Origin of the sequence: Kineococcus halophytocola (assembly GCF_041276425.1) — a bacterium.
Lineage (GTDB): Bacteria > Actinomycetota > Actinomycetes > Actinomycetales > Kineococcaceae > Kineococcus > Kineococcus halophytocola.
In genome coordinates this window covers 36,272-57,452 of record NZ_JBGFTU010000003.1, presented here as the reverse complement: position 1 = coordinate 57,452, position 21,181 = coordinate 36,272, and the positions used below count along the sequence as shown (strand labels likewise).

The 21,181-nt window shown below is 75.8% G+C and carries 16 protein-coding genes; 13 read left to right on the top strand and 3 right to left on the bottom strand.

Annotated elements, in window-relative coordinates; genetic code table 11:
• Positions 1 to 92 precede the first annotated feature (92 nt).
• The 9 genes from AB2L27_RS03215 to AB2L27_RS03175 all read left to right on the top strand — a co-directional run bounded on the left by AB2L27_RS03215 (position 93) and on the right by AB2L27_RS03175 (position 11,108).
• Positions 93 to 2,201 carry a DNA gyrase/topoisomerase IV subunit B gene (locus tag AB2L27_RS03215; RefSeq protein ID WP_370440030.1) on the top strand — a complete coding sequence of 703 codons (2,109 nt, stop codon included), beginning with the start codon at positions 93 to 95 and terminating at the stop codon, positions 2,199 to 2,201.
• Positions 2,202 to 2,410: 209 nt separating this feature from the next.
• Positions 2,411 to 3,184 (top strand): DeoR/GlpR family DNA-binding transcription regulator, encoded by a 774-nt coding sequence (locus AB2L27_RS03210; protein WP_370440029.1) that lies wholly within the window; start codon positions 2,411 to 2,413, stop codon positions 3,182 to 3,184.
• Complete coding sequence (locus AB2L27_RS03205) at positions 3,181 to 4,140, top strand: 1-phosphofructokinase family hexose kinase (protein ID WP_370440028.1); 960 nt, start codon at positions 3,181 to 3,183, stop codon at positions 4,138 to 4,140. The genes AB2L27_RS03210 and AB2L27_RS03205 overlap by 4 nt, the downstream gene beginning before the upstream one ends.
• Positions 4,137 to 4,595 (top strand): PTS sugar transporter subunit IIA, encoded by a 459-nt coding sequence (locus tag AB2L27_RS03200; protein ID WP_370440027.1) that lies wholly within the window; start codon positions 4,137 to 4,139, stop codon positions 4,593 to 4,595. Before AB2L27_RS03205 ends, AB2L27_RS03200 begins: the two co-directional genes overlap by 4 nt.
• On the top strand, positions 4,592 to 6,097 hold the full coding sequence (locus AB2L27_RS03195) for a PTS fructose transporter subunit IIC (protein WP_370440026.1): 1,506 nt from the start codon (positions 4,592 to 4,594) through the stop codon (positions 6,095 to 6,097). The genes AB2L27_RS03200 and AB2L27_RS03195 overlap by 4 nt, the downstream gene beginning before the upstream one ends.
• An 11-nt stretch (positions 6,098 to 6,108) precedes the next feature.
• Positions 6,109 to 6,375: an HPr family phosphocarrier protein gene (locus AB2L27_RS03190; RefSeq protein WP_370440025.1), complete on the top strand. Its 267-nt coding sequence runs from the start codon at positions 6,109 to 6,111 to the stop codon at positions 6,373 to 6,375.
• Positions 6,368 to 8,044 carry a putative PEP-binding protein gene (locus AB2L27_RS03185; protein ID WP_370440024.1) on the top strand — a complete coding sequence of 559 codons (1,677 nt, stop codon included), beginning with the start codon at positions 6,368 to 6,370 and terminating at the stop codon, positions 8,042 to 8,044. The genes AB2L27_RS03190 and AB2L27_RS03185 overlap by 8 nt, the downstream gene beginning before the upstream one ends.
• 89 nt (positions 8,045 to 8,133) lie before the next feature.
• Positions 8,134 to 9,687: a carboxylesterase/lipase family protein gene (locus tag AB2L27_RS03180; protein ID WP_370440023.1), complete on the top strand. Its 1,554-nt coding sequence runs from the start codon at positions 8,134 to 8,136 to the stop codon at positions 9,685 to 9,687.
• Positions 9,688 to 9,755: 68 nt separating this feature from the next.
• Positions 9,756 to 11,108, top strand: a complete 1,353-nt coding sequence (locus AB2L27_RS03175; protein ID WP_370440022.1) for an ATP-binding protein — start codon at positions 9,756 to 9,758, stop codon at positions 11,106 to 11,108.
• A gap of 28 nt (positions 11,109 to 11,136) precedes the next feature.
• Here the strand turns inward: AB2L27_RS03175 and AB2L27_RS03170 are convergent, their stop codons facing one another.
• The 3 genes from AB2L27_RS03170 to AB2L27_RS03160 are packed head-to-tail and all read right to left on the bottom strand — an operon-like array spanning position 11,137 to position 15,668.
• Positions 11,137 to 12,486: a M20 family metallopeptidase gene (locus AB2L27_RS03170; RefSeq protein ID WP_370440021.1), complete on the bottom strand. Its 1,350-nt coding sequence runs from the start codon at positions 12,484 to 12,486 to the stop codon at positions 11,137 to 11,139.
• Between the two features lie 53 nt (positions 12,487 to 12,539).
• On the bottom strand, positions 12,540 to 15,023 hold the full coding sequence (locus AB2L27_RS03165; RefSeq protein WP_370440020.1) for a DNA gyrase/topoisomerase IV subunit A: 2,484 nt from the start codon (positions 15,021 to 15,023) through the stop codon (positions 12,540 to 12,542).
• A gap of 27 nt (positions 15,024 to 15,050) precedes the next feature.
• Positions 15,051 to 15,668, bottom strand: coding sequence for a nitroreductase family protein (locus tag AB2L27_RS03160; RefSeq protein WP_370440019.1), 618 nt, complete (start codon positions 15,666 to 15,668; stop codon positions 15,051 to 15,053).
• Positions 15,669 to 15,694: 26 nt separating this feature from the next.
• Here AB2L27_RS03160 and AB2L27_RS03155 point away from each other — a divergent pair, with 26 nt between their 5' ends.
• The 4 genes from AB2L27_RS03155 to AB2L27_RS03140 are packed head-to-tail and all read left to right on the top strand — an operon-like array spanning position 15,695 to position 21,178.
• Positions 15,695 to 18,436 carry a bifunctional acetate--CoA ligase family protein/GNAT family N-acetyltransferase gene (locus tag AB2L27_RS03155; protein WP_370440018.1) on the top strand — a complete coding sequence of 914 codons (2,742 nt, stop codon included), beginning with the start codon at positions 15,695 to 15,697 and terminating at the stop codon, positions 18,434 to 18,436.
• Positions 18,437 to 18,470: 34 nt separating this feature from the next.
• Positions 18,471 to 19,067, top strand: coding sequence for a DUF5998 family protein (locus tag AB2L27_RS03150; RefSeq protein ID WP_370440017.1), 597 nt, complete (start codon positions 18,471 to 18,473; stop codon positions 19,065 to 19,067).
• Positions 19,068 to 19,073: 6 nt separating this feature from the next.
• Positions 19,074 to 20,222, top strand: coding sequence for an alkaline phosphatase family protein (locus tag AB2L27_RS03145; protein ID WP_370440016.1), 1,149 nt, complete (start codon positions 19,074 to 19,076; stop codon positions 20,220 to 20,222).
• 20 nt (positions 20,223 to 20,242) lie between these two features.
• Positions 20,243 to 21,178: an alpha/beta hydrolase fold domain-containing protein gene (locus tag AB2L27_RS03140; protein WP_370440015.1), complete on the top strand. Its 936-nt coding sequence runs from the start codon at positions 20,243 to 20,245 to the stop codon at positions 21,176 to 21,178.
• Positions 21,179 to 21,181 lie beyond the last annotated feature (3 nt).

Sequence of the window (21,181 nt, the reverse complement as noted above, 5' to 3'; positions counted from 1 at the left end):
CCCGTTCGCTCCTAGCGGAGGTGGCGTCGGTCACACCGCCCCCCGCCGGGCGCCTCCGCGACCGGCTCCGGCGCGCCCCGTACCCTGCCGGGGTGACTCCCCCCAGCCCGACCCCCTCCGGCACCTCCGGCTCGGAGGACAAGTACACCGCCGCGAACCTGCTCGTCCTGGAGGGCCTGGAGGCCGTCCGCAAGCGCCCGGGGATGTACATCGGGTCCACCGACTCGCGCGGCCTCATGCACTGCCTGTGGGAGATCATCGACAACGCCGTCGACGAGGCCCTGGGCGGGCACTGCCAGAACATCCACGTCGTCCTGCACGCCGACGGCTCGGTGGAGGTCCACGACGACGGCCGCGGCATCCCGGTCGACGTGGAGAAGCGCACCGGTCTGTCCGGGGTCGAGGTCGTCTTCACGCACCTGCACGCCGGCGGGAAGTTCGGCGGCGGGTCCTACTCGGCCTCCGGCGGTCTGCACGGCGTCGGGGCCAGCGTCGTCAACGCCCTCAGCGCCCGCCTCGACGTCCAGGTCGACCGCGGCGGCAAGACGTACGCGACGAGCTTCCGGCGCGGGGCGCCGGGCCGCTACGCCGGCGAGGGCCCGCAGGCCCCCTTCACCCCGGCCACGGGGCTGGAGGTCGTCGGGCGCGCCAAGCGCGGGGTCACCGGGACGCGGGTGCGGTACTGGGCCGACGCGCAGGTCTTCCTCAAGGACGCGCAGTTCTCCCTGGCCGACCTCACCGCGCGGGCGCGGCAGACGTCCTTCCTCGTCCCGGGGCTGCGCATCGTCGTGCGCGACGAGCGCACCGGCGACCCGGAGCAGGTGACCGAGGAGGTCTTCCAGCACGACGGCGGCATCGGGGAGTACGCCGAGTTCCTCACCCCCGACGCCCCCGTGACGGACGTGTGGCGGCTGCAGGGCGAGGGGACGTTCACCGAGACGGTCCCGGTCCTGGACGACTCCGGCCACATGGACATGCAGGACGTCCAGCGCCACTGCGTCGTGGACGTCGCACTGCGCTGGGGCACCGGGTACGACCCCACGGTGCGCACCTTCGTCAACATCATCGCCACCCCCAAGGGCGGCTCGCACCTGTCGGGGTTCGAGCAGGGCCTGTACGCGGCGGTCAAGGCCCAGGTCGACGCCCAGGCGCGGCGGCTGAAGGTGGGCAAGGACGAGAAGCTGGAGAAGGACGACGTCCTGGCCGGTCTGACGGCCGTGGTCACCGTCCGCCTGGCCGAGCCGCAGTTCGAGGGGCAGACCAAGGAGGTCCTGGGGACCGCGGCGGTGCGCGGGATCGTCCGCAAGGTCGTCGAGGGCGAGCTGGCGGCCGTCCTGACCAGCGGCAGGCGCGAGCACAAGGCGCAGGCCACGGCGGTGCTCGACAAGGTCGTCACCGAGATGAAGTCGCGCATCTCCGCGCGGTTGCACAAGGAGACCCAGCGCCGCAAGAACGCCCTGGAGAGCTCCTCGCTGCCGCCCAAGCTCAAGGACTGCCGCTCCGGGGACGTGGAGAACACCGAGCTGTTCCTCGTCGAGGGGGACTCGGCCCTGGGCACGGCGATGGGGGCGCGGGACTCGGAGTACCAGGCGCTGCTGCCGCTGCGCGGGAAGATCCTCAACGTCCAGAAGGCGTCCGTCACGGACATGCTGAAGAACGCCGAGTGCGCCTCGATCATCCAGGTCGTCGGGGGCGGGTCCGGGCGCAGCTTCGACCTGTCCTCGGTGCGCTACGGCAAGATCGTGCTGATGACGGACGCCGACGTCGACGGCGCGCACATCCGCACGCTGCTGCTGACCCTGTTCTTCCGGTACATGCGCCCGCTCATCGACGCCGGCCGCGTCTTCGCCGCCGTCCCCCCGCTGCACCGCCTGGAGGTGCACGGGTCCGGCCGGCGCGAGCGGGAGGTGATCTACACCTACTCCGACGCCGAGCTGCGCCGCGTGATCACCGACCTGGCCAAGCGGGGCCGCACCTACAAGGAGCCGCAGCGGTACAAGGGGCTGGGGGAGATGGACGAGGACCAGCTCGCCGAGACCACGATGGAACGGGCCCACCGCACGCTGCGCCGGGTCACGGTCTCCGACGGGGCGGTGGCCGAGCGGGTCTTCGAGCTGCTCATGGGCAACGACGTCGCCCCCCGCAAGGACTTCATCATCGCCGGTGCGGAGAACCTGGACCGGGACCGCATCGACGCCTGACCCCTGCGCCCGAGCGCCCCCGGTCCACCGCGGACCGGGGGCGTTCTGCGTCCCGCCCGTTCTGATGTCCGTTTGGGTCCGAAGTGTTGACTTCCTGCCCGGTTGGCGCGTAGAACTGTGCCAGCCCGGCGGAACGGGCCGCACGACCCGCAGAGCACGACCCCGACGAGGACGTCAGCACCGACGAGGACGTCAGCAGGAGCACGCAGATGTACGCACCGGAGCGGCACCAGGCGATCCTGGACGCGGCGCGCGACGCCGGCCGGGTCGAGGTGGCCGCGCTGGCCGACCTGCTCGACGTGACGCCGGAGACCATCCGGCGCGACCTCACCGTCCTGGAACGCCGCGGCGTCCTGCGCCGCGTCCACGGCGGGGCCATCCCCGTCGAACGACTCGGCGCCGAGCTGGCCGTCCCCGAACGCCAGGAGGTGGCCGCGGCGGAGAAGAACCGCATCGCCCGCGCGGCCCTGGCCGAACTGCCCGACGGGGGCACGCTGCTGCTGGACGCCGGCACCACCACGGCCCGCCTGGCCGAGCTCCTGCCCGCCGACCGCGAGCTCGTGGTCGTCACCCACGCCCTGCCCATCGCCCAGGTCGTCGCCCAGCAGGTGGCGCACCGCTCCAACCTCACGCTGCACCTCGTGGGGGGCACCGTCCGCGGCCGCACGCTGGCCGCGGTCGGGGTCTGGGCCGAACGCGCCCTGGCCGAGGTGTTCGCCGACGTCTGCTTCCTCGGGACGAACGCCCTCACCGTCGAGCACGGGCTCACGACGCCGGACCTGGCCGAGGCCGCGGTCAAGCGCCGGCTCATCTCCTCGGCCCGGCGCACCGTGGTGCTGGCCGACCACACCAAGTTCGGCCGGGACGACTTCGCCCACGTCGCAGACCTGGAGGCGCTCGACACCGTGATCACCGATTCCGCGACCGACCCCGACATCCTCGGGGACGTCGAAGCCGCCGGCCCCCGGGTGGTGCGCGCGTGAAGGTCCTGACCGCCACCCCGAACCCGAGCATCGACCACACCGTCGAACTCGCCGTCCTCACCCGCGGGGAGGTGCACCGGGCCCTGGCCGGTTCGGTCGAGGCCGGTGGCAAGGGCGTCAACGTCGCCCGCGCCCTGGCCCGGCACGGGCACACCGCCACCGCCGTCCTGCCCTCCGGCGGCGTCGACGGCGCTCGCCTGGAAACGCTGCTCGCCCCGCAGCGGGTGCGCGCGCTGACCGTCCCGATCGCCGGGACGATCCGCACGAACACCACCGTCGTGGAGGCCGACGGCACCACGACCAAGCTCAACGAACCCGGCCCGGACCTCACCGCCGACGACGTGCAGGCGTTGCAGCGCACCGTCTCCGACGTCCTGGGAACCGACCCGGACTGGTTCGTCAGCAGCGGTTCCCTCCCGCCCGGTGCCCCCGTGGACCTGCACGCGCGGTTCGTCGCCGCCGCCCGCCGCGCCGGGGTCCGCTCCGCGGTCGACACCAGCGGGGCCGCGCTCGCGGCCGCCGTCGAGGCCGCCCCGGACGTGCTCAAACCCAACGAGGACGAACTGGCCGACCTGCTGGGCCGCGGGCTGCACACCGTCGGCGACGTCGTGAGCGCCGCCGACGAACTGCGCGGTCGCGGCGTGGGCGAGGTGCTCGTCAGCCTCGGCGGCGCCGGCGCCCTGCTCGTCGGCGACGACGGCGTGGTGTGGGCCGGGGGAGAACCCCTCGTCCCGCTGAGCACGGTGGGGGCCGGCGACTGCACGCTCGCGGGTTTCCTGCACGCGAGCGGGACCCCCGCCCAGCGCCTGGCGACGGCCGTGGCCTGGGGCCGGGCCGCCGTCCTGCTCCCGGGCAGTTCCGTCCCCGGCGAGAACGAGACCTCCCGCGCGGCCACCGCCGTGCGGACCCTGACCGATCCCGATCCCGACACCCTCGTGAAGGACCTGCAGCGATGACCGACCTGACCGCTCCCGAACTCGTCCTCACCGACCTGGTGGCGACCGACCGCGTCGACGCGACGCGTCAGCTGGCGCAGACGCTGGCCGACGCCGGGCGCGTCACCGACCTGCAGCAGTTCCTCACCGACGTCGCCGCCCGCGAGGAGCAGATGGCCACCGGCATCCCCGGCGGCATCGGCCTGCCGCACGCCCGGTCCACGGCCGTGACCGTGCCGAGCCTGGCGATCGGCCGCGTCGTCTCCGGCGAGCGCATCGACTGGGGCGCCCCGGACGGCCCGGCCAACCTCGTGTTCCTCATCGCCGCGCCCACCGAGGGCGAGGCCGACCACTTGCAGATCCTCGCGGCCCTGGCCCGCAAGCTCGTGCACGTCTCCTTCCGCGAGTCCCTGCTGCAGGCGCCCGACGCGGCCGCCGTGTCCTCGACCGTCCTGACGGAGGTGTACGGGCGATGAGGTTCGTCGCGATCACCAGCTGCCCCACGGGCATCGCCCACACGTACATGGCCGCCGAGGCCCTGGAGCAGGCCGGCAAGGCCGCCGGGCACGACGTGCAGGTCGAGACGCAGGGCTCGGCCGGGTCCGCCCCGTTCGACCCGGCCGTCATCGCCGCGGCCGACGGCGTCATCTACGCCGCCGACCTCGAGGTCCGCGACAAGGACCGGTTCACCGGGCTGCCGTTCGTCGACGTCGGGGTCAAGAAGGCCGTCGCCGACGCCCCCGGCGTCCTGGCCGCCGCGGTCGCGGCCGTCGAGGCCGCGCCGAAGGGCTCCACCCCGGACCCGGCCGCCCCGGCCGGCGGCCCGGCCCTGGCCACCAAGGTCACCTCGAACGCCGGGGTCGGCACCCGCGTGCGGCAGTGGCTCATGACCGGGGTCAGCTACATGATCCCGTTCGTCGCCGCCGGCGGCATCATGATCGCCCTGGCCTTCCTCATCGGCGGGTACACGATCTCCGACGTCACCGCCGCCGACCTCATCGCCGGGTTCGACCCGTTGTCCGCCGACGCCTGGGCCGGGCTGCTGTTCGTCCTCGGCGCCGCGGCCTTCGGGTTCCTCGTCCCCGTCCTGGCCGGGTTCATCGCCTTCGGCATCGCCGACCGTCCGGGCATCGCCCCCGGTTTCGTCGGCGGCACCATCGCCGTCACCGTCGGCAGCGGTTTCCTCGGCGGCCTCGTCGCCGGGTTCCTCGGGGGTTTCGTCGCCCTGGGCCTGGCCCGGCTCAAGGTGCCCAACGCCGTGCGCGGCATCATGCCCGTCGTCGTCATCCCGCTCCTGGCCACGTTCGTCACCGCCGGGGCCATGCTCGTCGTCCTGGGCCGGCCGATCGCCTGGCTCATGGACGAACTCACCGCCGGCCTGAACTCGCTGTCCGGCAGCGGGATCGTCCTGCTCGGCGTCATCCTGGGCGTCATGATGGCCGCCGACCTCGGCGGCCCGATCAACAAGGTCGCGTACACGTTCGCCACCACGGGCCTGGCCACCGTCGCCACATCCTCCGGCAACCCCGTCGAGCTCAAGGTCATGGCCGCCGTCATGGCCGCGGGGATGACGCCGCCGCTGGGCATCGCCCTGGCGACGTTCGTCCGCCGGAACCTGTTCACCGAGGCCGAGCGGCAGAACGGCAAGGCCGCGGTCCTGCTCGGGGCGTTCTTCATCACCGAGGGCGCGATCCCGTTCGCGGCCGCCGCCCCGCTGCGCATCATCCCCGCCGCGATGATCGGGTCCGGTCTCACCGGCGGGCTGACGATGGCCTTCGGCAACACCCTGCGCGCCCCCCACGGCGGCCTCGTCGTGCTGGGCCTGGTCGGGCAGCCGCTGCTGTACGTGGTGGCGATCCTGCTGGGCACGGTCGTGACCGCCCTGGCCGTCGTCGTCCTCAAGGGCCTGCACCGCACGGCCCCCCAGGCGCAGACCGCCCCCGCCCAGCCCGACACCGCCCAGCCCGCGACCGTCTGAGGAGACCCGAGATGAGCATCCGCACCGCCACCGTCGCCTCCCGCGTGGGGCTGCACGCCCGCCCCGCCTCGCTGTTCGTCCAGGCCGCCGCGGCCACCGGGCTGCCGGTGACCATCGCCGTCGGCGACGGCGACCCGGTCGACGCGCGCAGCATCCTCATGGTCATGGGCCTGGGCGCGCAGCACGGCGACCGCGTCACGCTCACCGCCGACGGGGAGGGCGCCGAGGCGGCGCTGGACTCCCTCGTCGAGCTGGTCGAGACCGACCACGATGCCTGAGCTCGTGCCCGAGGTGACCACCGCGCTGCGGGGCGTGGGCGTGGGGACGGGGGCCGCGGTGGGCACGGTCGTCGTCCTCGCCCCGCCCGCCCGCCCGCCGGCCGGCGAACCCGCCGACCCCGCCGCCGGACCCCGCGTCCGGGAGGCGTTCGAGGCCGTCGCCGCGGAACTGCGCCGGCGTGCGGAGACCTCCGGCGGCACCACGGCGGAGGTCCTGCAGGCCACGGCGCTCATGGCCGCCGACCCGGGCCTGCTCGCCGTCGTCGACCAGCGCCTGGCGGCCGGGTCCGGTCCGGCCACCGCCGTCGACGAGGCCGTCGAGCAGTTCTGCGCCGTGCTCGCCGCCAGCGGCCCCTACCTGGCCGAACGGGTCACCGACCTGCGCGACGTGCGCGACCGCGTCGTGGCCCGCGTGCTGGGGCTGCCCGAACCCGGTGTCCCGCAGCTCCGGGGACCCTCGGTCGTCGTGGCCCGCGACCTGGCCCCGGCCGACACCGCGGCCTTGGACCTCTCGCTCGTCGTCGGCATCGTCACCGAACTGGGCGGGCCGACCAGCCACACCGCCATCATCGCCGCGCAGTTCGACATCCCGTGCCTCGTGCGCGTGGCCGGGGCGCTGGACCTGCCCGCGGGCACGGACGTCGCGCTCGACGCCCGCGCCGGCACGGTGACGCCGGACCCGCCGGTCGCCCTGCGCGAGCAGGTCCGGGCCCGCCGCGCCGCCCGGACCGCGCTGGCCGCCTCGGCCGGTGGCCCGGGCCGCACCGCCGACGGCACGGCCGTGCAGCTCCTGGCCAACGTCGGGACGCTGGAGGACGCCGAACGGGCTGCGGCCCACGACGTCGAGGGCGTGGGCCTGTTCCGGACCGAGGTGCTGTTCCTGGACCGCGCGAGCGCCCCGACGCTGCAGGAGCAGACCGACGCCTACGCACGGGTGTTCTCCGCGTTCGGCGACCGCAAGGTCGTCGTGCGGACCCTGGACGCCGGAGCGGACAAACCGCTCGCGTTCGTCGAGGTCGCCGCCGAGGAGAACCCCGCGCTCGGGGTCCGCGGTCTGCGCACCTCGCGCCGCCACCCGGACCTGCTGGCGACCCAGCTCGCGGCCCTGGCCGCGGCGGCCGAGCGGACCGGCACGCAGCCGTGGGTGATGGCCCCCATGGTCTCCACCCCGGACGAGGCCGGGCGGTTCGCCGCCCAGGCCCGCGCGGCGGGTCTGCGCACGGTCGGGGCGATGGTGGAGGTCCCCGCCGCCGCGCTGCGGGCCAGGCAGCTCGTGGCCGCCGGGCTCGACTTCGTCAGTCTGGGCACCAACGACCTGACGCAGTACGCGATGGCCGCCGACCGCCTCGAGGGCGACCTGGCCGACCTGCTCGACCCCTGGCAGCCGGCGGTGCTGGACCTGGTCCGCGCGACCGGCCTCGTCGACGTCCCCGTGGGGGTGTGCGGGGAGGCCGCCCGGGACCCGCTGCTCGCCCTCGTGCTCGTGGGCCTGGGCGTGCGCAGCCTGTCGATGGCCCCGGCCGCCGTGCCCGCCGTCCGCTTCGCCCTGTCCCGCACGGACCTGGGCACCTGCGTGGCGATGGCCGGGGCGGCGCTGGAGGCCGGTTCCCCGCAGACCGCCCGCGCGGCGGCGGCGCGTTCGGCCGACGCGGACGTCCTCGCGCTGTAGCCTCGGGCGCAGGATCCCTCGGCGGGACGTCCCCCCGGCCTCGCCGAGGGATCCACAGGACCAGGCGTGCAGCGGTGGAGGTGTCGGACGTGCCCAGGGTCGTCGTGACGACGGCGGGCGGCGTGCGCGGCCGGGCCGCCGAGCGCGGTGTCGTGAGTTTCCGCGGCGTCCCCTACGCCGCACCCCCGGTCGGGCTGCGGCGGTTCGCCGCCCCGGCGCCGGTGGAACCCTGGGAGGGCGTCCGCGAGGCGCGCGAACCCTCGCCCGTCGCCCCGCAGGACCCGCGTTCGGGGTACGGCTGGTCCCCGGCCGCGGGGGCCGACCACCTGACGGTCGACGTCCACGTGCCCGCCGACCTCCCGCGCGACCTGCCGGTCATCGTCTGGATCCACGGCGGTGGCTGGGTCGCCGGTTCCGGGTCGGCTCCCGGCTACCACCCCGGGGCCTGGGTGCGCCGCGGTTTCGTCGTCGTCGCCATGAACTACCGGCTGGGTTTCGAGGGGTTCGGCGCCGTGCCCGGCGCCCCGCACAATCGGGGTCTGCTCGACCAGGTCGCGGCGCTGCGGTGGGTGGCCGAGAACGTGCGCGCCTTCGGGGGCGACCCGGACCGGGTGACGATCGCCGGCCAGTCCGCCGGGGCCGCCTCCGTCGCCGCCCTGCTGTGCGCGCGCCAGGCCCGGGGCCTGTTCCGGCGCGCGATCGCGGCCAGCATCACGGGGGAGACCTACACCCTCGCCCAGGCCGGGCGGGTGGCCGAGCTGGTCGCGCGCGCGGCCCGCGTCCCGGCCACCCGCGAGGGTTTCGCCGGGTTGCCCCCGGTCCGCCTGCTCGCCGCGTCCGAGTCCGTCGCCCAGGACCTGGCCGCCGACCCCGAGGCGGGGGTGCGCGGATCCGTCCCGCTGCTGTACCACCCCGTCGTCGACGGCGACGTGGTGACGGGGCCGTTCATGCAGGGGGAGCAGGCCGGTGGTGACCCGGCCGTCGACCTGCTCGTGCAGACCGTCGCGGACGAGTGGACGTTGTTCTCCCGCAGCGGGTTCGCCCCCGTCGCCACGACCTTCGAGCAGGTGGGCGCGTTCGCCGCGGCTGTCGGGTTGCCACCCTCGGCCGTCGCGGGCTACCGCGCCCTGCTGCCCCAGGCCGGTCCCGGCGCCGTGGGCGACGCCCTGCTCTCCGACGCGCTGTTCGCCGAACCCTCCCGCCGGTTCGCCCGCGCCCACACCGCCGCCGGCGGCCGGACCCACCTGGCCCGGTTCGCCTGGCGCTCGCCGTTCCTCGGCGGCCGGTTCGGCGCGACCCACGGCCTCGACGTGCCGTTCGCGTTCGGGAACCCGCAGGCCATGGAACCGTTCCTGCACGCCGTGCCCGTCCTGCCGCTGGCCCGTCGCCTCCCGCGCCTCGGCTCCCGGGTGCCGGGGGTGTTCCCCACCCCGGCCGCCGCCGCCCTGTCGCGCCGCGTGGTCCAGGCGTGGACGGGTTTCGCCGCGACGGGCGACCCCGGCTGGCCGGAGATCTCCCCCGCGGGCACCCCCGTCCAGGTGTGGGGTTCCAAGGACGTCCTGGACCACGACCGGGACCCGCGGGAGGACTTGTTCGCCGGGGTGGAGTTCCGCCCCTACGACGGCGAGGTCACCCCGGTCTGACCCGGTCCGACCCCGGGGGGCGCGGGCCGCCCCTGGCCCCGCGGGGCGTGCGGACGTAGCGTCGTCCGGTGCCCGACGACGATCCGACCCCCGTTCCGGTCCACGACCCGGTCCCCGACGCCCTCGCCCCCGCCCTGGCCCGGCGCCTGGCCACCGAACCCGCCGACGTGCGCCGCGCCCTGACCGTCCTGGGGGAGGTGCTCGCCGGTGGCGACCGGTCCCCGACCACGGCGAACGGTTTCGTCGAGACCCACCTGCGGGTGCCGCACACCGCGCTGGTGTCCGAGCGCGTGGACCTGACGAACACCCGCGCGGTGTCCGTGGGCGCGGCCCTGGCCGACCTCGTCGAGCTGCACGGCGCCGTGCTCGGGCCCGTGGAGGACGACGAACCCCCCACGTGGCAGCGCATCGACCTGCTCGACGAGCACGTCTCGGTGCCCACGTCGGCCGCGGCGTTCTTCCCCGCCGGCACGGCCACCGACGCCGACGTGGTCGTGCAGCTGGCCGAGCACGAGTACGAACCCCAGCCCGCCTCGCTGCGGGTGCTGTCCCGGCCCGGTGACCACGCCGCCGCGCGGACCGTGGCCGACGCGCTGCTGGCCACCGCCCGGCGGGACAAGGGGTTCTACCGCGGCCGGGTCCTGCACGCCGACGCGCACCTGCCGCTGAAGCTGAAACCCACGGCGCTGGGCCCGGGCGGGCGCGGCGACCTCGTGCTGCCGGCGCCCGTGTGGACCGAGATCGACGCGAACGTCGCCGCGCTGACCTCGCGGGCGGACCTGTTGCGCAGCATGGGCCTGGGCACCAACCGCGGCGTGCTGCTCGCCGGCCCGCCCGGGGTCGGCAAGAGCGCCCTGAGCCGGGTCGTGGCCCGGGAACTGGCGGGGGAGTTCACCGTCATCATCGTCGACGCCGCCGCGGCCTCCAGCGTCCTGCGGCAGGTGTACCGGGAGACGACCGACCTCGGCCCGTGCGTCGTGGTCCTGGAGGACGTCGACCTCTACCTCGGCGACCGCAAGGCGGGGGCGCGGGGGACGGCGCTGGCCGACTTCCTCGCCGTCCTGGACGGCACCGAGGAGTACCGCGACGTCCTGACCCTGGCCAGCACCAACGACCCCTCGGCCCTGGACGCCGCCGCCACCCGCTCGGCCCGCTTCGACGCCGTCGTCCACCTCACCGCCCCCGACCGCGAGGCGTGCGAGGCGATCCTGCAGCGGCTGCTGGGACCGTTCGCCGGCGGCGCGGTGGACTGCGCCGCGGTCGCCGCGCACCTGCCGCCGGGGGTCACCGGTGCGGACCTGCGCGAGATCGTGCGCCGCACCGTCCTGGGCCACGGGGACGAGCTGAGCACCGACGCGGTCCTGCAGGTCGTGCGCGAGGGCCGGTGGCAGCCGGCGCCCCTGACGGGGAACTACCTCTGAGCGGCCCGGGGGCCGCCCGCCACCGGGATCACCGCAGGAACTCCTCGACGTCCATCACCCCGCCGGCCTCCTGGAACTCCGCCCGCACCGCGGCCAGCAACGCGGGGTCGGCGAGGACGTCCAGGGCCGTGAGGGCCAGCCCGACCGCCCCGTCGAGCACCCCCCGGTCACCGGTCTGCGACCCGGCCGCCGCCGCGAACTCCGCCGTGTGCAGGGAGGTGCCGGGGGAGGACACGGCGAGCATCGGGTGGATGGCCGGGACGCGGACGCTGACGTTCCCCAGGTCGGTGGACCCCGACAGCGTCTCGGGCACCACGCCCGGCGGCAGGGACGTCCGCCCGCGCCGCTGCTGGTGCCCCGTCCAGCGCGCCGCCAGTTCCCGGTTGGCCCGGATCGGCAGGTAGGCCGGCTGCCGGTCCCACTCCAGCTCCACCCCGGTGCCGGTCATGGCCGCCGCGGCCCGCAGGACGAGCTCCACCCGCGAGCACAGGTCGGCCAGCGTCGCCGGTTCGCCCGAGCGGACGTAGTACTCCGCGCTCGCCGTGGCGGGCACGACGTTGGGCCGCTGCCCGCCGTCGAGGACGATGCCGTGGACGCGGTCGGAGGGCGTGATGTGCTGGCGCAGCATGGCGATCCCGGTGTACCCGGCGACGACGGCGTCCAGGGCGTTGCGGCCCATGAACGGCTGGGCCGAGGCGTGGGCGGCGACCCCGCGGTACGTCGCGCGCACCTGGCGCCGGCCCAGGAACGGCTGGATCGCCACGTCGTAGGAGAACGGGTGCAGCATGACGACGGCGTCCACGCCCTCGAACGCCCCGTCGCGGGCCATGAGCTCCTTGCCGCCCCCGCCCTCCTCGGCCGGGGTGCCCAGCAGCACCGCCGTCCCGCCCACCGCCCCCGAGCGCAGGGCGTGCACGAGCCCGAGGAACGCCCCGACCGCGCCGGCGCAGATGACGTTGTGCCCGCAGCCGTGACCGATGCCGGGCAGGGCGTCGTACTCGGCCAGGACGGCCACCGTCGGGCCCTGCCCGGCGCTCACGCTGGCGCGCAGCGCCGTGTCCAGGCCGTGCACGCCCACCTGCGCCGGCACGTCGTGGCGGGCCAGCAGGTCGGCCACCGCCCGCACCGAGTCGTGCTCGGCGAAGGCCTCCTCCGGGTGCGCGTGCAGCGCGTGGCTGAGCGCCAGCAGGTCCGGCCCGGCCCCCTCGACGGCGGCCTCGGTGGCGGCCAGGACCTCCTCGGCCGCCCCGGTGTGCCCGCTGCGCAGGGGTTCGGCGCTCGCGGCCGCCCGGTCGATCGCGGCCCGGACCCCCGCCAGGTACGTGCCGTCGGGGCTCGTCGGGCGCGCGGGGTCCGGGGCGGGGGTCGGGTCAGCCATGCCCAGCAGACCTACCGCCTCCCGCCCCCGGCTGTCGACCGGGTACCCCGGTCTCAGCTCGTGACGGGCGGACCGGCCACGGCCGCGACGGGCTTGTCCAGCGCGGTGCCCGATCCGTCGCGCCGGCCCGGGACGTCCGGCAACGCCACGGCGCTGCCCGTCGACGTCGCGGCCTCGGCCGGTCCCCGGCCGGCCCACGCCAGCAGCAGCGTGTCCTCACCGCGGGCGAACCGGTGGCAGCGGACCCCGCCCGTGGCGCGGCCCTTGGAGGGGTACTCCGACAGCGGGGTGACCTTGGCCGACCCCACCTGCGAGACCCCGCCGGCGGCGTCCCCGGCGACCGTGACCACGACCGCGCCGGGCGCGTCCGGGGCCACGGCGGTCATCGACAGCACCCGCGCCCCGGCCGAGAGCTTCACGCCCGCCACCCCGCCGGCCCCCCGGCCCTGCGGGCGCACCAGCGCGGCGGAGAACCGCAGGAGCTGGGCGTCGGTGGTGACGAACACCAGGTCCTCCTGCCCCGTGGTCAGGGCGGTGGCCGCCACGACCTCGTCCTTCTGCCGCGCGGTGAGGTCCTTCAGGGCGATGACGTCGACCTCGGGACGGTTGCCCAGGGGTTCGGGCACGACCCGCTTGACGATGCCCGACGCCGTGGCCAGCGCGAACCCCGGGTCGTCGGGGTCCTCCACGCCGGCCACCGGCAGCGGCACGATCGTCAGCGCCCGTTCACCCTTGCCCAGCGTCACGAACTCCTTGACGCTGGTGCCGCCGGACAGGTTCGTCCGGCCCGCCACCGGCGGCAGCGTCGGCAGTTCCAGCACCGAGACCTTCACCAGGCGCCCGGTGGAGGTCAGGACGCCGACGTCGCCGCGGGCCGTGGCCGGGGCCGCCGCCACGACGAGGTCGTGCCGGGACCGCCGGCCCTCGGTGCCCAGGGGTTCGGCCGAACTCGTGCGGGCCAGCAGCCCGGCCGAGCTCAGCAGGACCCAGCACGGGTCGTCCTCGATCTCCAGCTGCGTCGCCGCGGCCGCACCGCTCGCCGGTCCCGACGACGTCAGCAGCACCGTGCGGCGCGGGGTCCCGTGGTCGGCGGCGACCTGGCCGAGCTCGTCGCTGACCAGGCCCCGCAACCGCTGCTCGTCGTCGAGGATCGCCTGCAGCGCGGCGATCGTGGCCTGCAGGTCGGCCTGCTCGCGTTCGAGTTCCAGGCGGGAGAACCGGGTCAGGCGCCGCAGCTGCATGTCGAGGATGTACCGGCCCTGTGTCTCCGAGAGGGAGAACCGCTCCACCAGCCGGGTCAGGGCGGAGCCCGCGTCGTCGGAGGAGCGCACGATCGCGATGACCTCGTCGATGTCGAGGATCGCCAGCAGCAGCCCGTCGACCAGGTGCAGCCGGTCCTGGGCCTTGCCCAGGCGGAACTGCGTGCGCCGGCGCACCACGTCGACGCGGTGGGCGACGAACACCTCGAGGAGTTCCTTCAGCCCCAGCGTCCGCGGCTGACCCTCGACCAGGGCCACGTTGTTGATGCCGAAGGTCTCCTCCATCGGCGTCAGGCGGTAGAGCTGCTCCAGGACGGCGTCGGGGTTGAACCCGTTCTTGACCTCGATGACCAGGCGCATCCCGTTGCGGCGGTCGGACAGGTCGGTGACGTCGGCGATGCCCTGCAGGCGCTTGTTCTTGACGTTGTCGGCGATCTTCTCCACGAGCCGCTCGGGCCCGACGCCGTAGGGCAGTTCGGTGACCACGAGCCCCTGGCGCCGGCCGATCTTCTCGACCTTCACGCTGGCCCGGGTGCGGAACGTCCCCCGACCGGTGGCGTAGGCGTCGCGGATGCCCTCCAGGCCCACGACGCGACCGCCGGTGGGGAAGTCCGGGCCGGGCACGAACCGCATGAGCGCGGGCAGGTCGGCCTCGGGGTGCCTGATGAGGTGGCGGGCCGCGCCGACGACCTCCACGAGGTTGTGCGGGGGCATGTTCGTCGCCATCCCCACGGCGATGCCGCTGGCCCCGTTGACGAGCAGGTTCGGGAACGCCGAGGGCAGGACACCGGGTTCGACGAGCCGGTCGTCGTAGTTCGGGACGAAGTCGACGACGTCCTCGTCCAGGCCCGTCGTCATGAGCAGCGCGGCGGGCGCCATCCGGGCCTCGGTGTAGCGCTGGGCGGCCGGGCCGGCGTCCAGGGAGCCGAAGTTGCCGTGCCCGTCGACCAGCGGCAGGCGCATCGTGAACGCCTGGGCCTGCCGGACCAGGGCGTCGTAGATCGCGACGTCGCCGTGCGGGTGGAGCTTGCCCATCACCTCCCCGACGACGCGGGCGGACTTCACGTGCGCCCGGGCCGGGACCAGCCCCATGTCCTGCATCATGTAGAGGATGCGGCGCTGCACCGGCTTCAGGCCGTCGCGGGCGTCGGGCAGGGCCCGGGAGTAGATGACCGAGTACGCGTACTCCAGGAACGCGCCCTGCATCTCCTGCTCGACGTCGATGTCGACGATCCGTTCGGGGACGTCGGTCGGCGGAGGTCCGGATCTGCGGGGCATGGGCGCATTCTGCCGCCCCGCGGGCCCTCAGCGGTTCCAGGGCACGCCGAACCGCCCCTCGTGCACGGTGTCGGCGACCGTGCGCCGGTGCCGCCGCGAGGGGCGCGAGGCCTCCCCGGGGGCCGGGTGCCCCAGCGTCACGGCCGCCACCAGCCGCCGGTCGGCCGGGACCGCGAAGACGGCGTGGACCCCGGCGCGCGCGGCCGCCGGGACGCCGAACAGGCACGCCCCGAGCCCGGCGTCGACGGCCGCGAGCAGCACCAGCAGCCCGGCCATGCCCGTGTCCACGTCGGGCCAGGGGACCTCCCAGGTGGCGGCGTCGCGGTCCGGGCCCGGCTTGTCCGGGGCGGCGTAGCGGCGGGCGTAGGCGCCGGGGTCGGCCAGCAGCAGCACCACCACGGGTGCGGTCCTCATCCCCGTCAGCCAGGCGTCCGCCGCCCCGCCGCCCGCCGGCGCCGTCGTGGCCCAGAACAGCTCCCGGTCGGCCGCCGAGCGCAGCACCAGCAGGTCCCGGCCCTGGCTGTTGCCCGCGCTGGGGGCCCGCAGCGCCGCGGCCAGGACCCGGGTGAGCACCTCGCCGGCCACGGGCCGGCCGTCGTAGCGGCGGACCATGCGCCGCCGGGTGAGGACCTCGGAGAACTCCACGGCCCCATCCTCGTAGGATCGGGACCATGCCGCTGCCGCCCGTGGGCTACCCGACCCGGTGGGAGGCCGACGTGGCCCTGCGGGACGGGGGGACCGCCCACGTCCGGCCCATCCGGCCCGAGGACGCCGACGCCGTCGCCGCCTTCCACGACCGGCAGTCCGACGAGTCGCGCTACTTCCGCTTCTTCGCGCCCATGCCGCACCTGTCCCGGCGCGACCTGGCCCGCTTCACCCAGGTCGACCACGTCGACCGCGTCGCGCTCGTGGCCACCGTGGGGCCCGACATCGTCGGCATCGCCCGCTTCGACGCCGCCCCCGTGCGCCCCGGCCGCCCCCGCGCGGCCGAGGTCGCCTTCAACATCTCCGACGCCCACCAGGGCCGGGGCCTGGGGTCGGTGCTGCTGGAGCACCTCGCCGCCGCCGCCCGCGAGCGCGGCATCCGCCGCTTCACCGCCGACGTGCTGCCGACCAACGCCAAGATGATCGGCGTCTTCCGCGAGGCCGGGTTCGAGGTCCGGCAGGGGTTCTCCGACGGCGTCTTGGACGTCTCCTTCGACATCGACCCCACCGCCCGCTCCGTCGACGTCATGCAGGCGCGCGAGCAGCGCGCCGAGGCCCGCAGCCTCACCGCCCTGCTGACCCCCCGCTCGGTCGTCGTCGTGGGGGCCCGGCGAACCCCCGGGACCGTCGGGCACCGGTTGCTGGCCGACCTGCTCGCCGGGGACTTCGCCGGCACCGTGCACGCCGTCAACGCCGCCGGCGCCGGGGAGGAACTCCTCGGCGTGCCGCTGCGGGCCACCGTCGCCGAGATCGGCGAACCCGTCGACCTCGCCGTCGTCGCCGTTTCCCCCGCGACCGTCCTGGAGGCCGTGACCGACTGCGCCGCAGCCGGTGTGCGGGGACTGGTCGTGGTCTCCAGCGGGTTCGCCGAGACCGGCCCGCAGGGCGTGGAGCTCCAGCGCGACCTCGTGCGCATCGCCCGCGCCAACGGCATGCGCGTCATCGGCCCGAACTCCTTCGGCGTCGTCAACACCGCCGCCGACGTCCGGCTCAACGCCTCCCTGGCCCAGGAGGCGCCCCCGCCGGGACGGTTCGGCCTGTTCAGCCAGTCCGGCGCGCTGGCCGTCACCGTCCTCAGCTCCGCGCACCGGCGCGGGCTGGGCATCTCCACGTTCGTCTCCGCCGGCAACCGGGCCGACGTCTCGGGCAACGACCTCATGCAGTTCTGGCACGACGACGAGGCCACCGCCGCCGTCGGGCTGTACCTGGAGAGCGTGGGCAACCCCCGCAAGTTCAGCCGCGTCGCCCGCCGCCTGGCCCGGCGCAAACCCGTCATCGTCGTGAAGTCCGGCGCGTCGGGGTTCGGGGTGCCGCCGGGGCACACCGTCCGGCGCTCGCACGTGCCGTTCGAGGTCGTCGACAGCATGCTGCGCCAGGCCGGGGTCATCCGGGTGGAGAACGTCCACCAGCTCTTCGACGTCGCCCAGGTCACCGTCGAGCAGCCGCTGCCCGAGGGCGCCCGCATCGCCATCGTCGGCAACTCCGACGCCCTGGGGACGCTGGCGGCCGACGCGTGCGTCAGCTGGGGGCTGCAGGTCGTCCACGGGCCGGCGTCGGTGCACCCCGAGGCCCCCGTGGAGGAGTTCACGGCCGCGCTGCGCGAGGCGTTCGCCGATTCGCAGGTCGACGCCGTCGTGGCCAGCTGGGTCCCCCCGACGGCCACGGTCGACGCGGCCGTGGCCACCGCCGTGGCCCGCACGGCCGCCGAGGGCGGCAAGACGTGCGTCACCTGCTTCCTGGGCACCCGCTCGGTCTCGGCGGCCCGCGTCGGGGCCGGTGGCGCCGCGCAGGACCGGGGGGAGGACCCGGGGGAGGACCGGGGGGAGGACCGGGGGGAGGACTGCCCCTCGGTCCCCAGCTTCCCCACCCCCGAGGACGCCGTGCGCGCCCTGGCCTCGGTGGTCCGGTACGCGCAGTGGCGGCGCAAGGACCGCGGACACCCCGTGGCCCCCGAGGGCCTGGACCTGCCCCGGGCCCGCGCCCTGCTCGAACGGGTCCTGGCCGAGCACCCCGACGGGGCCGTGCTCGACCGCGAGACGCGCACCGAGCTGCTCGCGGCCCTCGGCGTGCCCCTGCTGCCGCGCGCGGAGTTCCCCGCCGGCGAGCACGCCGCCGAGGAGGCCGTGCGCGCCGCCGAGGGCTTCGGCTGGCCGGTGGCGCTGAAGACGGTCGGGGAGGACCTCGCCGGCCGCCAGGACCTGCGCGGGGTCCGGCTGGGGCTGTCCACCGCCGAGGCGCTGCGCGAGGCGGTCGCGCAGATGCAGGAGGTCTTCGGCGCCGCCGTCACCGCCCTGGCCGTGCAGCCCATGGCCCCGCTGGGCGTGCCGTGCCTGGTGCGCAGCACCGAGGACCCCCTGTTCGGGCCCGTGCTCTCCTTCGGCGTCGAGGGCGACCCGCTGGACCTCATGGACGACGTCGCCTACCGCATCCCGCCGCTGACCGACGTCGACGTCGCCGACCTCGTGCGCTCGGTCAAGGCCGCCCCCAAGCTGTTCGGGCACCGCGGGTCCCCGCGCCTGGACGTGCCCGCGCTGGAGGACGTCGTGGCCCGCGTGGCCGTCCTGGCCGACGCCCTGCCCGAGCTCGCCGAGCTGCGCCTGAGCCCGGTCCTCGTCGCCGAGCAGGGCCTGACCTGCCTGGACGCCGTCGTCCGCGTCGCCCCGCCGCAGGGACGCGCCGACCCCGACCGCCGCACCCTGCCCACCTGAGCGGGGGGTGCCCGGCGTGCGGGATGATGACCCGATGCGCGACCGCACCGACACCCGTGCCGGCTCCGACCTCCCGGTCGCCCTGCTGCAGGACCTCGCCCGGGCCGGGTACTACCCCGAGGTCGTCGCCGACTGCCTGCGCACCGCCCTGGCCGGTGACCCCGTCCACGCCCACCTGGTGCACCCGGAGACGACCTTCGACGCCGACGAGGTGCGCCGGCACGTCACCGTCCTGGTCACCACCCCCGGCCGGCTCGTCATCGCCCACGCCGACGACCACGGCCCCGACGAGACCTCCGGGGAGTCCTACGCCGTCTGCTCCACCGAGTCGGTGGCCCTGGCCCGGGTGCACTCCGTCGTCGTCTCCCAGGTCGTCGCCCGCCCCGCCCAGCACCGCCCCGGGAGCACCCCCGCCGAGGTGAGCGTCACCCTCGGCTGGGGGGCGCTGCAGCGCCTGGACCTGGAACCGGCGTCCTGCGCCGACCCCGGGTGCGAGGCCGACCACGGCTACACCGGCTCCCTGACCGGGGACGACCTCACGGTCCGGATCGCCAGCGCCGCCGAGGGCGCCGACGCGGTCACCGCCGCCCTCGACTTCGCCCGGGCCCTGTCGGCCGTGGCCGGTCGCTGACCGCGCGTGCCCGCCCCCGCGCTGCCCGTCCCCGCCTACGGCCACGACACCCTCGCCGACCTGCTGCCCGCGCTCGGGCGCGCCCTCGGCGTCGGCGACCTCGCCGAGGCCTCCCCGGGGATCGCCCTGCCCGCGGTCGACCGGGTCTGCCTCGTCCTCGTCGACGGCATGGGCGAGCTGCTGCTCGCGGCCCGCTCCGGGCACACCGGCACGATGCGGCGCTGGCGCACCGACGGGCTGCACCGCGTCCTGACCGCCGGGTTCCCCACCACGACCGCGACGAGCATGGGCCTGCTCGGCACCGGCCTGCCCCCCGGCGGGCACGGGCTCGTCGGCTACGAGGTGCTCGACCCCGACCGCGACCGCCTCCTCAACGAGCTGCAGTGGGACGCCGCCGTCGACCCCCGGCGCTGGCAGCCGCACACGACGCTGTTCCAGCGCGTCGCCGCGGCCGGCGTCGACGTCGCGCGCGTGGCCCCGCCGCACTTCGACGGGTCCGGGCTGACCGAGGCCGCCCTGCGCGGCGGGCGGTTCGTGGGCACCCCCGAACGGCTGCAGGCGCGCGTGGACGCCGCCGTCACCGCCGTCCGCTCCAGCGACCGGCAGCTCACCTACCTGTACTGGGGGCGCCTGGACCACACCGGGCACGGCGCCGGGGTGGACTCGGGGGAGTGGACCGCCGAGCTCGAACGGGTCGACGAGGCCCTGGGGACCCTGGCCCGCCGGCTGCCGCGCGGGACCCTCCTCGTGGTCACCGCCGACCACGGGATGGTCGACGTGCCCGAGGCGCAGCGCCTGGACGTGGCCCGCGAACCGGACCTGCTCACCGGGGTGCGCCACCTCGGCGGGGAACCGCGCACCGTTCAGCTCTACACCGAACCCGGTGCGGCCCAGCAGGTCGCGCAGACCTGGCGGGAGCGCCTGGGGGGCGGCGCCGAGGTGCTGCTGCGCTCCGAGGCCGTCGCCGCGGGCTGGTTCGGGACCGTCGAGGACCGCGTCGCCGCCCGCATCGGCGACGTCCTGGCCGTCATGCGCGACGACCTCGCCGTCGTGAACTCGCGGACCATGCGGCCCGAGACCCTGCGCCTGGTCGGCCAGCACGGCGCGCTGTCGGACGCCGAACGTCTCGTGCCGCTGTTCGTCGTGCCCTGCTGAGGAGGACCGTGACCCGTCCCGTGCCCACGCCCCTGCACCACCCCCCGCTGCCCCCGTTCCCCGACTCCGGGCGCACCGCCCCGGGGATGCGGACCCTGCCCGCCGAGCACGACCCCGTCCACGGCACCGCACGGCTGGGGATCGAGTACGCCCACCGCGACGGCCGGTCCCTCGTCCTGCACCTGCTCGTCCCCGCGGGCGAGCGGACCGGCCTGCCGCTGCTCGTGCACGTGCAGGGCTCGGCGTGGTTCGAGCAGGAGCTCGGCCTGAACCTGCCGGCGCTCGCGGCCTTCGCCGCCCGCGGCTACGCCGTCGCGACGGTGGCGTACCGCCCCTCCACGGTGGCGCCGTTCCCGGCGCAGGTCCTGGACCTGCGGGCGGCCGTGCGGTTCCTGCACCGGCACGCCGGGGAGTTCGGCCTCGACCCGCGACGGACGGCGCTGTGGGGCGACTCCTCCGGCGGGCACACCGTCGTGCTCGCCGCGCTCACCGACGGCGACCCCGCGTTCGCCCACCCCGAGGAGGACGGGCACGGCCCGCTGGGCGTGCGCGCCGTCGTGGACTACTACGGCCCCACCGACATCGCGGCGATGAGCGCCGAACCCTCCGCCATCGACCACGACGGCCCGGACTCCCCGGAGGGGCGGCTCATCGGCGGTCACCGGGTGGGCGAGCGCCCCGACCTCGTCGCCCCCACCCTGGCCGCGACGCACGTCCGCCCCGGGGCGGTGCTGCCCCCGTTCCTCCTCGTGCACGGCAGCCGGGACCGGCTCGTGCCCTTCGGCCAGTCCGTGCTGCTCACCGAGGCGCTCCAGCGCGCCGGCCACCGCGTGGACCTCGTGCGGCTGGAGGGGGCCGACCACGGCGGTCCGCCGTTCTGGTCCGGGACCGTCCTGGACCTCGTCGACGGGTTCCTGCGCACCCACCTGGCCCAGGACGGGGACGGCCCGCCCTGAGCC

Coding starts and splice junctions, on each gene's coding strand:
- AB2L27_RS03210 (WP_370440029.1), top strand. CDS start 2,411: ATGTACGCACCGGAGCGGCACCAGGCGATCCTGGACGCGGCGCGCGAC.
- AB2L27_RS03200 (WP_370440027.1), top strand. CDS start 4,137: ATGACCGACCTGACCGCTCCCGAACTCGTCCTCACCGACCTGGTGGCG.
- AB2L27_RS03195 (WP_370440026.1), top strand. CDS start 4,592: ATGAGGTTCGTCGCGATCACCAGCTGCCCCACGGGCATCGCCCACACG.
- AB2L27_RS03190 (WP_370440025.1), top strand. CDS start 6,109: ATGAGCATCCGCACCGCCACCGTCGCCTCCCGCGTGGGGCTGCACGCC.
- AB2L27_RS03185 (WP_370440024.1), top strand. CDS start 6,368: ATGCCTGAGCTCGTGCCCGAGGTGACCACCGCGCTGCGGGGCGTGGGC.
- AB2L27_RS03170 (WP_370440021.1), bottom strand. CDS start 12,486: ATGGCTGACCCGACCCCCGCCCCGGACCCCGCGCGCCCGACGAGCCCC.
- AB2L27_RS03165 (WP_370440020.1), bottom strand. CDS start 15,023: ATGCCCCGCAGATCCGGACCTCCGCCGACCGACGTCCCCGAACGGATC.
- AB2L27_RS03155 (WP_370440018.1), top strand. CDS start 15,695: ATGCCGCTGCCGCCCGTGGGCTACCCGACCCGGTGGGAGGCCGACGTG.
- AB2L27_RS03150 (WP_370440017.1), top strand. CDS start 18,471: ATGCGCGACCGCACCGACACCCGTGCCGGCTCCGACCTCCCGGTCGCC.